The sequence below is a fragment of the Pseudomonas sp. GT1P32 genome (assembly GCF_054897805.1).
Genome location: NZ_CM142704.1, coordinates 5,323,792 through 5,336,402 on the forward strand (window position 1 = coordinate 5,323,792; position 12,611 = coordinate 5,336,402).

A 12,611-nucleotide genomic window follows, 5' to 3' on the forward strand; every position below is an offset into this window, starting at 1 on the left:
GCTCAGTTACACCGCAGTGATGCCATCCCCTGTAGGAGCCGGCTTGCTGGCGATCGCATCAACACGGTCGTTCAGTTACACCGCAGTGATGCCATCGCTTGTAGGAGCCGGCTTGCCGGCGATCGCATCGACACGGTCGCTCAGTTACACCGCGATGACGCCATCCCCTGTAGGAGCCGGCTTGCCGGCGATGGCATCAACGCGGTTTTTCAGATTCACCGCAGTGATGCCATCGTCGGAACGCCGCCCGCAGCAAGCCGGCTCCTACAGGTCAGTAGTGATACCACTTCAGCTCAAGCATCACTTCATTCTCGGGGGAGGCCAGATGGCTGAATTCGCGCTGGGCGCTCAGACGCACACCCAGGTTACGCGACAATTCCCACTGCTGGTTCAGACTCACGCTACGGCGCACTTCGCCATTGGTGAAAAAGTCCCCCTTGGCCTCCAGGCTGAAATTGCCCAGCGGGTTGTTCCATAGCACACCGCTGTTGAAACCCGCCGCGGGGGCGATGAAACCGGCGAAGTCGTTATTGTGTTCGACGCGCACGGTGCCCAAGGCAAAACCGAGCATGTCGTCGCCCAGTTGCCACGTACCGCCGCCACCGCCGTTGACGTGACTGACCAGCGTCTCATCGTCATGTTTACCCGGCACCCGCTCCAGGCCGCCGGTGACCTGCCACGACAGAGGTTGCAGCAGCTCGTTGCGCGGAGTCAGGGAACGAATGGTCGCCAGATCCAGTTGCTGCAACTGCCACTGATTGCCTTCGTACTGACGCAGTTTCATCTGCAGGATTTCGATCTGCGCGCCGAGGGGAAAGCTTTCCGAGTTGTCGTTGAGATCGTGATACGCCATGCGCAGGCCATATTCGCCAAAGGCCTTGTCGCCCCGGGTGCCGAGGCCGGCCTGCCAGGTGCGCGATTCATGGCCGTCCTCGGGCAAGCCCGGTTGGGGGATGTCCAGCTCCGGCGCCGGGTTCTGGTTGATCGCCCGCAGCAATTCAAAACTGCGCTGAGCCCGCTGCGGGTCGCGTTCCTGGCCGTTGGCGCGGTAGCGTTCGAGCCGGTAAGCCGCGTCGATGATCAGCGCCTGACGGTCGCGCGGTTGCGCCTTGAACGCCGGTTCCTGCAACTGTTTCTGGTCGGCGCTGACTTTCAGCACCCACTGCTGTTCTTCAGGATTCAACGGTTCGGCGCGGCTCAGCAGTTCGCGTTCGCGGGACGGCCGATACTGAATGGATTCCACCAGGCCGGCTTCTTTCACCGCTTTGACCGTGTCGGTGGGGATTGCGGTCAGCGGGAATTGTTCGGTCAGGCGCAAGCTCGGACGCGCCACTTGCAGCAGTTCCAGCAGGCGATAGGAGCAGTTTTCGTCAAAGAAGAAATAGTCGAACTGGATCTGCTTGAGTTCCCAGACGTGCTCGACCATGCGCTCGGTTTCCTGCTGCGTCAGGTTCAGCCGGTATTCCCACAGGTCACGGTTTTCGAGGCTGCGGTACTCCGAGAGTTTTTCCTGATACGGCACCAGCGCAAACAGGCCCGGATAGCCGCCCATCAAACCTTTCCAGGCGTAGAGGATGCTGTTGTCCGAACCTTCGATGTAGGCGCCGAAGTTGATGGCGTAGCTGAGCAATGACGTCTTGTCGCTCTGCACATCCGCCTGATCGATGCGTAGCAGCGTGTGGCCGAACATCGATGACGGACTGTTCAAGTAGGCTGCCGGGAAAATCATCACCGCGCTGTGGGGCGAGACATCCTTGAACCATTGCTTGAATTCTGCACAGTCCAGGGCCGGCAAGTCAGTCAGGTTGAGTTGCGCCTTGAGCCAGCGGGTACGCGCCGGGTAGACGCATTGCGCATGTTTTTCGCCGGCACTGGCCGGGGCGTACAGCGCCTGCACGGTGGCCGCCAGTTCGCGGTCGGGGTGTTCGTTGCCATCGGGCGCCAGAAAGAATTTCCTGTCGCTGACATAGCTGCGCCAGCCACCGAGCTTGGCGGTTTCGTAATGCCCCAGGGAAATCCAGAAGGGGTCGTTGGCCAGTTGCTGCAAACGTTGATTGTCGATGTGAGGCGCGGCGGACAGCGGGGCGCAGACACAGAGCGCCAGCCAGGCAAGGCGTTTGAGCATAGTGGGCAACTTAAGTCGAAAAAAATAAAGACCCAGCGCGGTAGACGCCGTCAATGTAGGAGCTGGCTTGCCAGCGATGGTCTCAAAGGCGCCGTGTTTATCCAGTAAGCACGCGTCATCGTTAACGATCATCGCTGGCAAGCCAGCTCCTACAGTTAAACAGGATTACCAAAGAGGGCAGGTCCAAAAAATAAAACCCGCTCCCCGAAAGGAACGGGCGGGTCGAGCTTAAGCTTGAGTTGCGTACTTGGCCAGACGAGGATCGGCCTTCAAAACGGCCAGGGTGTTGGTATGCACATCTTCTGCAGTCACGTCAGCCTTGCTGAAGATCTGCTGGAAGTGCTCGTGAGTCACAGCTGCGAAATGCGCACGGTCTTCCGGCGCCACGCCCAGTACCACGGCGTAGGTCGTCAGCGCTTCGCCGTTGCCTTTAGCCATGTCTTCGGACAGCTCGTTCATCATGCCATTCATGGCAAACCAGGATTTGCCGCCATAAGTCAGCGACGCATTAGTCGCGCAACCGTTGGTACCAGAGGTCATACCGAACGTTGCGTTGCCGGAAGTGCCGTTGGTGGTGGATGCCAGGAAGTGAGCCGGGGTGCCACGCTGACCTTCGAACAGCATGTTGCCCCAACCGCAATCCGGACCGCCTGGCGCTTGTGCCATGGCGTTGAGGGATACAACGGTGAAGAGAGTACCGAGAAGAATCCGTTTCATAGCTTTGTTCTCTTTATGTGCATACCAATGGACAGGGTCTGGCCCGATCTGGCGCCAGTGGGCCGGTTATTGTTCCAGCCGCGCAGTTTGGAGTTTAGGCACGTTCCAGGGGTTCCGTGATTTTTTACGAAACATTCGTTGAAAACATTGATTTAGACCCGGCCCGCCTGGGGATGCCCGTTTGGCTATGCTTTGGCGAAAGGCGCGCCTTGCAAGTGGGGTATGGGCAGCGCCAGAATGCCGCTATCTGCCCCGCCTGATGTAAGGAAGCCCGATGCCTGATCCTGTTGCTGCCAGCTTGCGTCTAGCGCCCGAAGCGCTGACCCGTCCGTTTTCCGCTGAACAGTTCAGCTTCTCTACCACCAATGATCTGGAGCCCTTCCGCGGTGTGCTTGGCCAGGAACGTGCGGTCGAAGCCTTGCAGTTCGGTGTGGCCATGCCACGCCCCGGTTACAACGTATTCGTCATGGGCGAGCCTGGCACCGGCCGGTTTTCGTTCGTCAAACGCTACCTGAAGGCCGAAGGCAAACGCCTGCAGACCCCGGCCGACTGGGTCTACGTCAACAATTTCGATGAGCCCCGCGAGCCGCGCGCCCTGGAATTGCCATCGGGCACGGCCGGTGCGTTCATCGGTGATATCAACGGTTTGATCGACAACCTGCTGGCGACTTTCCCCGCCGTGTTCGAGCACCCGTCCTACCAGCAGAAGAAAAGCGCCATCGACCGTGCCTTCAACCAGCGCTACGACAAGGCGCTGGACATCATCGAGCGCCTGGCGCTGGAGAAAGAAGTCGCGCTGTACCGTGACGCGAGCAACATCGCGTTTACCCCGATGAGCGAAGGCAAGGCGCTGGATGAAGCGGAATTCGCCCAGTTGCCGGAAGCCGATCGCGAGCGTTTCCACGAAGACATCTCCGGCCTGGAAGAGCGACTGAACGAAGAACTAGCCAGCCTGCCGCAGTGGAAGCGCGAGTCGAGCAATCAGCTGCGCCACCTCAACGAAGAAACCATCACCCTGGCCTTGCAGCCGTTGTTGTCGCCGTTGTCGGAAAAATACGCCGAGAACGCGGCGGTGTGCGGTTACCTGCAAGCCATGCAGGTTTACTTGCTGAAAACCGTGGTCGAGCAATTGGTCGACGACAGCAAGGCCGATGCGGTGGCGCGCAAGATGCTGGAAGAGCAATACGCGCCGAGCCTGGTGGTCGGTCACTCGGCCAGCGGCGGTGCGCCGGTGGTGTTCGAGCCGCACCCGACCTACGAAAACCTGTTTGGCCGCATCGAATACAGCACCGATCAGGGCGCGCTCTACACCACGTATCGCCAGTTGCGTCCCGGTGCGCTGCACCGCGCGAACGGCGGTTTCCTGATTCTTGAAGCAGAAAAAATGCTCAGCGAGCCGTTCGTATGGGATGCGCTCAAGCGCGCCCTGCAATCGCGCAAACTGAAAATGGAATCACCGCTGGGTGAGCTGGGCCGTCTGGCCACCGTGACCCTGACACCGCAACACATTCCGTTGCAGGTCAAAGTCGTCATCATCGGTGCCCGGCAGTTGTATTACACGCTGCAAGACCTCGATCCGGACTTCCAGGAGATGTTCCGCGTTCTGGTGGACTTCGACGAAGACATCCCGATGGTCGACGAAAGCCTGGAGCAGTTTGCCCAGTTGCTGAAAACCCGTACCTCCGAAGAAGGCATGGCACCGCTGACCGCCGACGCCGTGGCGCGCCTGGCGACCTACAGCGCGCGTCTGGCCGAGCACCAGGGGCGTTTGTCGGCGCGGATCGGTGACTTGTTCCAACTGGTCAGCGAGGCGGATTTCATTCGTCACCTGGCCAGCGATGAAATGACCGACGCCGGGCACATCGAGCGTGCGCTCAAGGCCAAGGCCACCCGCACCGGGCGCGTTTCGGCGCGGATTCTCGATGACATGCTGGCCGGGATCATCCTGATCGACACCGATGGCGCAGCCGTGGGCAAGTGCAACGGGCTGACGGTGCTGGAAGTCGGGGATTCGGCGTTTGGTGTCCCGGCGCGGATTTCCGCCACGGTGTATCCGGGTGGCAGCGGCATTGTCGACATCGAACGTGAGGTTAACCTCGGTCAGCCGATTCACTCCAAAGGCGTGATGATCCTCACCGGGTATCTGGGCAGCCGTTACGCCCAGGAATTCCCGTTGGCGATTTCCGCGAGTATCGCCCTGGAGCAGTCCTACGGTTATGTCGATGGCGACAGTGCGTCGTTGGGCGAGGCGTGCACGTTGATTTCGGCGTTGTCGAAAACGCCGCTCAAGCAATGCTTTGCAATCACCGGTTCGATCAACCAGTTCGGCGAAGTGCAGGCGGTGGGCGGGGTCAACGAGAAGATCGAAGGCTTCTTCCGTCTCTGCGAAGCCCGCGGGCTGACCGGTGAGCAGGGGGCGATCATTCCTCACGCCAACGTGGCAACGCTGATGCTGGACGAGAAGGTGCTGGCGGCGGTGCGCGCAGGGCAATTCCACGTTTACGCGGTGCGCCAGGCTGACGAAGCGCTGAGCCTGTTGGTCGGCGAGCCTGCCGGTGCGCCAGATGAAAATGGCGAATTTCCAGAAGGCAGCGTGAATGCGCGGGTGGTGGAGCGCTTGCGGGTGATCGCGGAAATGATCAGCGAAGAAGACCTGAAAGAAGCCGAGAAAGAAGCGGCACAGGAAGCCTTGGTCGAAGCCAAACCGGCCTGATACGCAACAAAACTGTGGGAGCGAGCCTGCTCGCGATAGCGTACTTTCAGCCAACAGAGATGTTGAATGTTAGTGCCTCATCGCGAGCAGGCTCGCTCCCACATTTGTTTTGGGCCTATCCAGAAGAATGTGCCATCACTCTGGCGTCAACATTCACACAATGACCATTCGGCGCCTTCTGGTCTCAGTTGGCGTGCGGGTCTGACTTTTCTTCTATTCTCAGCTCAAGGACATCGACAGTAATCACTGGATCGAGACAGTTCTCCCGTGGGAGCTGAATACCGGATCTACCGAGGGTCGCCGCCATGTCGCGCAACCTCTGCCTCACCCGTCAATGCCTGGGCCTTGTGACCCGTATCGAATGTGCCATCAAGCCATTGGCTGGTGATACGGGCATGTGGACTTTGCTTTTCGCCGCCGGAATGGCTGGCGAACAACCCTCAGCCATCAAAGCCCAAGGTCCGTTTCCCGGGCCCTTCGCGGCTGAATCGATCCTCGATACCATCGTTGAAAGCCTGACGTTGCACGGCTATGAACTGGCCGATGACCCGCAAATCTGGTGCCTGCACCTGCAAGCCCAGCTACGGGAAATCAATGGTGGGCGCTGCCGCAACATGGGCGGCTTCGAGTTCCGCCCCGATCACTGAGACGGCTATTGGGCGAGGTTGGACATATCAGCCTTGTCGAGCTTGACCTCGAATCCATATTGCACCGTGGTGAGATCGGTTCGCTGGTAGGTTTCCAGCTGCGCCGGCTGGCCGTAGAAGTAATGCACGCTGAATAACGCCGGGCCCTGTGCACTCGCATCGTGAATGACCGAAAGAATCTCCTTGAGATAGTGGCCGCTGTCGTCCCTGGCGAAAAAGCGCCAGTCCTGGGCGGGAAACAGTTTCAGATCAACCACCAGTGCATTGCCTTTCAATTCCAGGCCTTTGGGCAGCCGGTCGGTTTCAAGTGTTTGCTTGTCGACCGTGGCCAGGAACAGCGGCATGGAACCCACCGCAAACGCCGGCGTTTGCGCGAACAGGTTCAGGTCATAAGTGATGATGCCGCGCAGGGGATCGACCTGGTAAGCCTCAGGCGGCAGTTCGATCGGCTCATCGCGTTGACCGCTGCTGTCCTCGGTAAAGAAACTGACCGGGCTATCGCCAGGGCTGAAGGACGTGCCAAGCAGTTCATCGTTGAAGCTTCGGGTGTGATCGAACTCGATGCGCGCCGCGCTCGGGTCGTCCACCGATTGCCGGATGCTGACGCTCTTCTTCAGTTGTTCCTCGCTGAGCGTTGCGCCTTTGAGCCAGGTCGGTGCCTGATCGTCGTACACGACCACGGGCAAAGTCAGTGGCTGGATGGTTTTTGCCGTGGTGTGTTGATCGAAGCGACGGATCGGCAGGTCCAGGTCCTTGCGCGTGACCGTGGCCACCGAAAAGTCCAGCAGGCTGACTTCGAGGGTCTCGATAGGTCCGTTGAAATACACCTTGGAGTAATGCCTGGTTTGTTGCTTCTCAAACGCACGTTGTTCTTCATTGAGCTGCTTTTCGAAGGCTTCGCTCCAGCTCTTCTGCTGTTGCATTTTCGCCAGTTGTTTCTGGTAGAAGGCAATTTGCGCGGCGGTTTGGTTGATCGAACCCGAGCGTGAGAGAAATTGCCCGGTGGCGTCCCTGGCCTGGACGACCAACGGGTTGAAGGGTATCTCGCTGACTTCCGGGGCCAGCGGCGCGCTGTTGCTGAACTCGATTTCGGCGTAGTTGTTTGTCAGCTTCAGCAGCGTGACGCTGAGGTTGTCATTGCTGCGAGCCTGGCCAACGTCCTTTTTGGTCAGGTCGAAGCTATAGAGTCTGCGCGGGGCGATGACTTCGACCTTGCCTCGCAGGCTGACGGGCTGCGGCTGGTTCTTGTTTTCCACGTCCAGGCCGTCGATGAAGGGGTAAGTCACCGTGAGATCGTCGGGGCTGGTCAGGTTGGAGCTCGACGGGCTCAGTTGAATGCCCGGATCGGTTTCCGACCACTCCGGCTGGAACGGGATCACGCGTTTGTTGCTCAAGGTCACCGACTGCCATTCCAGGCCATGAGGAAAGAGAAACTCGGCCGGAATGTTGAAATTGAACGGGAACACCGGTTGCAGATCGGTCAGGTAGTCGGAGCTGGAATCCTTGTGCAGCACGAACAGGCCGTTAATGTACGTGTCGACCAGCGCCTGTGGCGTGGGGTAGTGCTTGAGCACGGCGAGGACGTCTTCGCCGTACTCGGTTTCCACCGGTTTGCTGTCGAGTCTGAGTTGCGCACGTTCGAGCAGCAGCAGGGAGCCACCGAGTTCGGCCACGGCATCCTTGAGTTTCGGGTCCTGGATCGCGTCGAGAGACGTTTCGAACTGCGCGGTCTTTTCCTCGAGGCTGACCTGGCGTTTGTCATCGTCCGGTGAGCAGCCGCTCGCCAGCAGGGCCAGACAAATCCCGGCGCTCATTAAAGGCAATCGCACATCCATTTCCCGTCTTCCTGTCCGATGTCGCAGAGGTGTCAATGGTTTGGACACTAGCAGAAAAACCTTGTCACACACGCGCAGGTCGCGGATTTTCCGACTGTTTCTGGCTGCTTCTGGGGATAGCCGGGCGGCTGGTATACTCGCGGCCATTTCCAAGCCCACGTGTGAGATTCAATGGAACGCTTTATCGAAAATGCAATGTACGCCTCCCGCTGGCTGCTGGCGCCGATCTACTTCGGTCTGTCCCTCGGGCTGCTGGCCCTGGCGCTGAAATTCTTCCAGGAAGTCTTCCACGTCATCCCTAACGTGTTCTCGATGGCCGAATCGGACCTGATTCTGGTGCTGCTGTCGTTGATCGACATGGCGTTGGTGGGCGGTTTGCTGGTGATGGTGATGATTTCCGGCTACGAGAACTTCGTCTCCGAGCTGGATATCGATGACCACAAGGAAAAGCTCAACTGGCTGGGCACCATGGATTCGTCTTCATTGAAGATGAAGGTCGCTGCGTCCATCGTGGCGATTTCGTCGATTCACCTGCTGCGGATCTTCATGGACGCCAAAAACGTCGATCCCGAGCATTTGAAGTGGTACGTGATCATCCACATGACCTTCGTGGTATCGGCGTTTGCCATGGGGTATCTGGATAAACTCACCAAACACTGATCCGCACCAGGCACTGTAGGAGCGAGGCTTGCCCGCGAATAGGCCGGGTCAGTCGACATAGGTGTTGTCTGTCACGCCGCCTTCGCGGGCAAGTCGGATCGCCGCACCGCTCGCTCCTACAGGGGCGGTGTGAAACAGACGGGCGGTGGCGTTTATGGCTTGTACTTTGATGCAGTGAGGCCTATGCCTGTAAGGATGCTGGCTCGCCACTGCGTGAGGTGCGTTCATGAATTTTGTAGAGTTACGTGCTTATGCCATCGCAGGGAAGATCGATGAGCTTAACCTGATCTCCATGGAAGGCGGGATCTACCTGTTGGAGGCGCGCATGCATGGTTCTGCGTACCCCTTGAGTGATTCCCACGGCCAGGCCGTTCACCTGCGTTCGGTCGAACATGCGCGTGAAGTGCTTCATGCCTTTCCCACCTTGCAGTTCAACCTTGTACACACTTCGGTTCATGATGAAATGTGCGGGCTGGTTGCGAATGCAGAGGAAAGCCTGAAGGTGCCGATCAACATCGGTACTGCCTGGCGACACTGACGCCCCTCATCAGCGCATCGACATCTGTGCTAGTCTGCTGGCCCTTTTGGTTCCGGGCGCTCCGGGACGCGCTGTGCACGCACGGCAAGTTCCAGGGCCGTCCGCACAGCGGAGCAGTGTCATGTCCGAAGTAAATCTGTCCACCGACGAAACCCGCGTCAGCTACGGCATTGGCCGTCAGTTGGGCGACCAACTGCGCGACAACCCGCCGCCGGGCGTTAGCCTGGACGCAATCCTGGCAGGCCTGACTGACGCTTTCGCCGGCAAGGAAAGCCGTGTAAGTCAGGAAGAAATGTCCGCCAGCTTCAAGGTTATCCGTGAAATCATGCAAGCCGAAGCAGCTGCCAAGGCTGAAGCGGCTGCTGGCGAAGGCCTGGCATTCCTGGCTGAAAACGCCAAGCGCGATGGCATCACCACCCTGGCTTCCGGTCTGCAATTCGAAGTGCTGACCGCCGGTGAAGGCGCCAAGCCGACCCGTGAAGACCAAGTGCGTACTCACTACCACGGCACTCTGATCGACGGCACTGTGTTCGACAGCTCCTACGAGCGCGGTCAGCCTGCAGAATTCCCGGTAGGCGGCGTGATCGCTGGCTGGACCGAAGCCCTGCAACTGATGAACGCTGGCAGCAAATGGCGTCTGTACGTGCCGAGCGAACTGGCTTACGGCGCTCAAGGCGTTGGCAGCATTCCGCCGCACAGCGTACTGGTCTTCGACGTCGAGCTGCTCGACGTTCTGTAATACATGAGCCTGTAGGAGCGAAGCTTGCTCGCGAATGCATCACCTCGGTTTCAAGTCGGAACCGAGTTGTCGGGTTCGCGGGCAAGCCTCGCTCCTACAGGTTTTGTGGTGTTTCTCATATTTCTAGCTTGTGATGCAGTTCATGCGACGGGCGCAACGCCCGGGCATAGCAGAACAGAAACAGATTACGCACCAGTTCCTTGAGCACTACCGGCTCGCTGGAACTCAAGCCGTTGACGTCCAGGTCACCCTGATCCTGCAGCTCGTTCAAGGCTTCTTCTTCAAGCACCGCACAGACTTCCCCGGTTTCCCGATGCAGGATCCTGAGGTAGGGGTGTGGGCGGTCCAGCCAGGCATCGATCAAATAAGTCATGGGTCTCATCTCCATTGATTGGTTTCAATGAGAATAATTCTTATTCATCAAATAGCAAGGGCCTATTGGCGGTTTGTGATTTTTTCCGGGTAAAGATTGCGTAAGGTCAAAACGGCTGGCGTTTGGCTATTGCGAGGAAATGCGGGGCGAAGCGGGGGAGGGCGAAGCACCATCCCACGCCGGGCGCGGGATGGAATACAGCAGATTCAGACTTTTCTGACGAACTCGGATTTGAGCTTCATCGGGCCGATGCCGTCGATCTTGCAGTCGATGTCGTGATCGCCATCGCACAGGCGGATGTTCTTGACCTTGGTACCGACCTTGACCACCAGCGATGTGCCTTTGACCTTGAGGTCCTTGATCACGGTGATGGTGTCGCCGTCTTGCAGGACATTGCCCACCGAATCCTTTTTCACAGCGTCATCGGACGCCGCTTCAGCTTCGCCGCTGGCGGACCACTCGTGGGCGCACTCCGGGCAGATCAGCTGCGCGCCGTCTTCATAGGTGTATTCGGAATTGCATTTCGGGCAGGGTGGCAACGTGCTCACTAAAGCTCCTTGGATTCAGGATCGCTAAAAAGCGCACATTGTATAGGGTTTTAGGCGGGGAGAGGTGACCTGTAGGAGCCGGCTTGCTGGCGATGGCATCACCGCGGTGTTTCTGGAACACCGCGGCGACTGGATCGCCAGCAAGCCGGCTCCTACAAAAGCGGATCAGTGAGTGCGGGCGACCGCGAATTCACTCAGCTCGACCAATGCATCGCGGTATTCGCTGGCGGGCAGCGCGTCGAGGCATTTGATCGCACGGGCCACGTAGTCGCGGGCCAGTTGCGCGGTGTACTCAAGCGAACCGGAAGCATCAACGGCCTCGCGAATGCTTTCCAGGTCCTCGATGCCACCTTTCTGGATCGCCTTGCGCACCAGGGCAGCCTGTTCCGGCGTGCCTTCGCGCATGGTGTAGATCAGCGGCAGGGTCGGCTTGCCTTCGGCCAGATCGTCACCGACGTTCTTGCCCAGGGTCTCTGCGTCACCTTTGTAGTCCAGCAGGTCGTCGACCAACTGGAAGGCTACGCCCAGGTGATCGCCAAACGTGCGCAGGGCTTCAGCCTGTTCCGGCGTGGCTTCGCAGAGGGCTGCGGCGCTGTGGGTCGAAGCCTCGAAAAGCATCGCGGTCTTGCCGCGGATGACTTCCATGTAGGTTTCTTCGGTAGTGCTCGCGTCACGAACCTTCGACAGCTGCAACACTTCGCCTTCGGCGATGATGCGCGTGGCTTGCGAAAGGATCTTCATCACCGGCATGGAGCCCAGTTCGACCATCATTTCGAAGGAGCGCGAGTACAGGAAGTCGCCCACCAGCACGCTTGGTGCGTTGCCCCACATGGCGTTGGCGGTCGAACGGCCGCGGCGCATGCCGGACATGTCGACCACGTCGTCGTGCAGCAGGGTGGCGGTGTGCAGGAACTCGATGGTCGCGGCCAGCAGACGCAGGTCGTCGCCTTCGCGGCCAAGGGCCTTGCCACACAGCAGCACTAATAAAGGACGCAGGCGTTTACCGCCAGCCGAGGTAATGTAATCGCCGATTTTCGAAACCAGCGGCACTCGGGAAGTCAGCTGCTTCTTGATGATGCCGTCGACGGCGCTAAAATCGTCCGCCACCGCGCGGTAGAAAGCTTGGGGTTGCATCAGCGACAGTCGCTCCAGAAGGGTTGCGCGGCATGCTAGGACCCACGTCGGCGGGTGTCAAGGCGCGATGGACGGCCTCTTGCAACGCCACGGCAGCTTGCGTACAATCGCGCACCCTGAACTTCCTGGGCAGCACCTGCCTTACGCAATTGCAAACTGGCCTTCCAGCCATATGCAGCCATGCCAGCCAATACCTCTTCTTATAAAGAGCTGGGTGAGCAGGATTATCGGAGAAATACCATGTCGTACGCAGTAATTGTTACTGGTGGCAAGCAATACAAGGTCGCCCCAGGTGAATACCTGAAGATCGAAAAACTGGAAATCGCTACCGGCGAATCCGTTACTTTTGATCGCGTTCTGTTGGTCGCCAATGGCGATGACGTGAACATCGGCGCTCCAGTTGTTGCTGGCGCTACCGTTGTGGCTGAAGTGATCTCCCAAGGTCGTCACGATAAAGTCCGCATCATCAAGTTCCGTCGTCGTAAGCACCACATGAAGCGTATGGGCCACCGCCAGTGGTACACCGAGATCAAAATCACCGGTATTCAGGCTTAATTTCAGCCTAATTCCTCACTAGGAGAA

The 12,611-nt window shown here is 58.8% G+C and carries 12 protein-coding genes; 6 read left to right on the forward strand and 6 right to left on the reverse strand.

All coding sequences use genetic code 11. The features are described from left to right. Window positions 1–271: 271 nt before the first annotated feature. Window positions 272–2,125, reverse strand: coding sequence for an Lnb N-terminal periplasmic domain-containing protein (locus ACYZUC_RS24395; protein ID WP_461990905.1), 1,854 nt, complete (start codon window positions 2,123–2,125; stop codon window positions 272–274). A 228-nt stretch (window positions 2,126–2,353) separates the two neighbouring features. Beyond that, entirely contained in the window at window positions 2,354–2,842 is a 489-nt protein-coding gene (locus ACYZUC_RS24400) for a DUF3015 domain-containing protein (protein ID WP_461990907.1), read from the reverse strand. Between the two features lie 274 nt (window positions 2,843–3,116). Here ACYZUC_RS24400 and ACYZUC_RS24405 point away from each other — a divergent pair, with 274 nt between their 5' ends. Next, window positions 3,117–5,555, forward strand: coding sequence for a Lon protease family protein (locus ACYZUC_RS24405; protein ID WP_461990909.1), 2,439 nt, complete (start codon window positions 3,117–3,119; stop codon window positions 5,553–5,555). A gap of 305 nt (window positions 5,556–5,860) precedes the next feature. After that, complete coding sequence (locus ACYZUC_RS24410) at window positions 5,861–6,202, forward strand: PA4575 family protein (RefSeq protein ID WP_008028851.1); 342 nt, start codon at window positions 5,861–5,863, stop codon at window positions 6,200–6,202. A 5-nt stretch (window positions 6,203–6,207) separates the two neighbouring features. On the opposite strand, the gene ACYZUC_RS24415 is transcribed toward ACYZUC_RS24410, so the two are convergent. Beyond that, window positions 6,208–8,037, reverse strand: a complete 1,830-nt coding sequence (locus ACYZUC_RS24415) for a hypothetical protein (protein ID WP_461990911.1) — start codon at window positions 8,035–8,037, stop codon at window positions 6,208–6,210. A gap of 171 nt (window positions 8,038–8,208) precedes the next feature. Here ACYZUC_RS24415 and ACYZUC_RS24420 point away from each other — a divergent pair, with 171 nt between their 5' ends. The 3 genes from ACYZUC_RS24420 (at window position 8,209) to ACYZUC_RS24430 (ending at window position 9,974) form a co-directional block, all read left to right on the forward strand. Beyond that, window positions 8,209–8,697: a TIGR00645 family protein gene (locus tag ACYZUC_RS24420; protein WP_027924206.1), complete on the forward strand. Its 489-nt coding sequence runs from the start codon at window positions 8,209–8,211 to the stop codon at window positions 8,695–8,697. Window positions 8,698–8,923: 226 nt separating this feature from the next. Then, entirely contained in the window at window positions 8,924–9,235 is a 312-nt protein-coding gene (locus tag ACYZUC_RS24425; RefSeq protein ID WP_461990913.1) for a DUF6482 family protein, read from the forward strand. Window positions 9,236–9,356: 121 nt separating this feature from the next. After that, on the forward strand, window positions 9,357–9,974 hold the full coding sequence (locus ACYZUC_RS24430) for an FKBP-type peptidyl-prolyl cis-trans isomerase (protein WP_192419938.1): 618 nt from the start codon (window positions 9,357–9,359) through the stop codon (window positions 9,972–9,974). Between the two features lie 115 nt (window positions 9,975–10,089). On the opposite strand, the gene ACYZUC_RS24435 is transcribed toward ACYZUC_RS24430, so the two are convergent. The 3 genes from ACYZUC_RS24435 to ACYZUC_RS24445 all read right to left on the reverse strand — a co-directional run bounded on the left by ACYZUC_RS24435 (window position 10,090) and on the right by ACYZUC_RS24445 (window position 12,029). Next, window positions 10,090–10,347 carry a PA4570 family protein gene (locus tag ACYZUC_RS24435; RefSeq protein WP_008028843.1) on the reverse strand — a complete coding sequence of 86 codons (258 nt, stop codon included), beginning with the start codon at window positions 10,345–10,347 and terminating at the stop codon, window positions 10,090–10,092. Window positions 10,348–10,553: 206 nt separating this feature from the next. Next, window positions 10,554–10,895 carry a zinc ribbon domain-containing protein YjdM gene (locus tag ACYZUC_RS24440; protein ID WP_008028840.1) on the reverse strand — a complete coding sequence of 114 codons (342 nt, stop codon included), beginning with the start codon at window positions 10,893–10,895 and terminating at the stop codon, window positions 10,554–10,556. A gap of 165 nt (window positions 10,896–11,060) precedes the next feature. Further along, entirely contained in the window at window positions 11,061–12,029 is a 969-nt protein-coding gene (locus ACYZUC_RS24445; RefSeq protein ID WP_008028837.1) for a polyprenyl synthetase family protein, read from the reverse strand. A 240-nt stretch (window positions 12,030–12,269) separates the two neighbouring features. On the opposite strand from ACYZUC_RS24445, the gene rplU reads away from it, so the two are divergent. Beyond that, the gene (gene rplU / locus ACYZUC_RS24450) at window positions 12,270–12,584 is read left to right on the forward strand and encodes a 50S ribosomal protein L21 (protein ID WP_003176051.1); all 315 of its coding nucleotides are present in this window, start codon (window positions 12,270–12,272) and stop codon (window positions 12,582–12,584) included. Window positions 12,585–12,611 lie beyond the last annotated feature (27 nt).

Coding starts and splice junctions, on each gene's coding strand:
- ACYZUC_RS24395 (WP_461990905.1), bottom strand. CDS start 2,125: ATGCTCAAACGCCTTGCCTGGCTGGCGCTCTGTGTCTGCGCCCCGCTG.
- ACYZUC_RS24400 (WP_461990907.1), bottom strand. CDS start 2,842: ATGAAACGGATTCTTCTCGGTACTCTCTTCACCGTTGTATCCCTCAAC.
- ACYZUC_RS24405 (WP_461990909.1), top strand. CDS start 3,117: ATGCCTGATCCTGTTGCTGCCAGCTTGCGTCTAGCGCCCGAAGCGCTG.
- ACYZUC_RS24410 (WP_008028851.1), top strand. CDS start 5,861: ATGTCGCGCAACCTCTGCCTCACCCGTCAATGCCTGGGCCTTGTGACC.
- ACYZUC_RS24415 (WP_461990911.1), bottom strand. CDS start 8,037: ATGGATGTGCGATTGCCTTTAATGAGCGCCGGGATTTGTCTGGCCCTG.
- ACYZUC_RS24420 (WP_027924206.1), top strand. CDS start 8,209: ATGGAACGCTTTATCGAAAATGCAATGTACGCCTCCCGCTGGCTGCTG.
- ACYZUC_RS24425 (WP_461990913.1), top strand. CDS start 8,924: ATGAATTTTGTAGAGTTACGTGCTTATGCCATCGCAGGGAAGATCGAT.
- ACYZUC_RS24430 (WP_192419938.1), top strand. CDS start 9,357: ATGTCCGAAGTAAATCTGTCCACCGACGAAACCCGCGTCAGCTACGGC.
- ACYZUC_RS24435 (WP_008028843.1), bottom strand. CDS start 10,347: ATGACTTATTTGATCGATGCCTGGCTGGACCGCCCACACCCCTACCTC.
- ACYZUC_RS24445 (WP_008028837.1), bottom strand. CDS start 12,029: ATGCAACCCCAAGCTTTCTACCGCGCGGTGGCGGACGATTTTAGCGCC.
- rplU (WP_003176051.1), top strand. CDS start 12,270: ATGTCGTACGCAGTAATTGTTACTGGTGGCAAGCAATACAAGGTCGCC.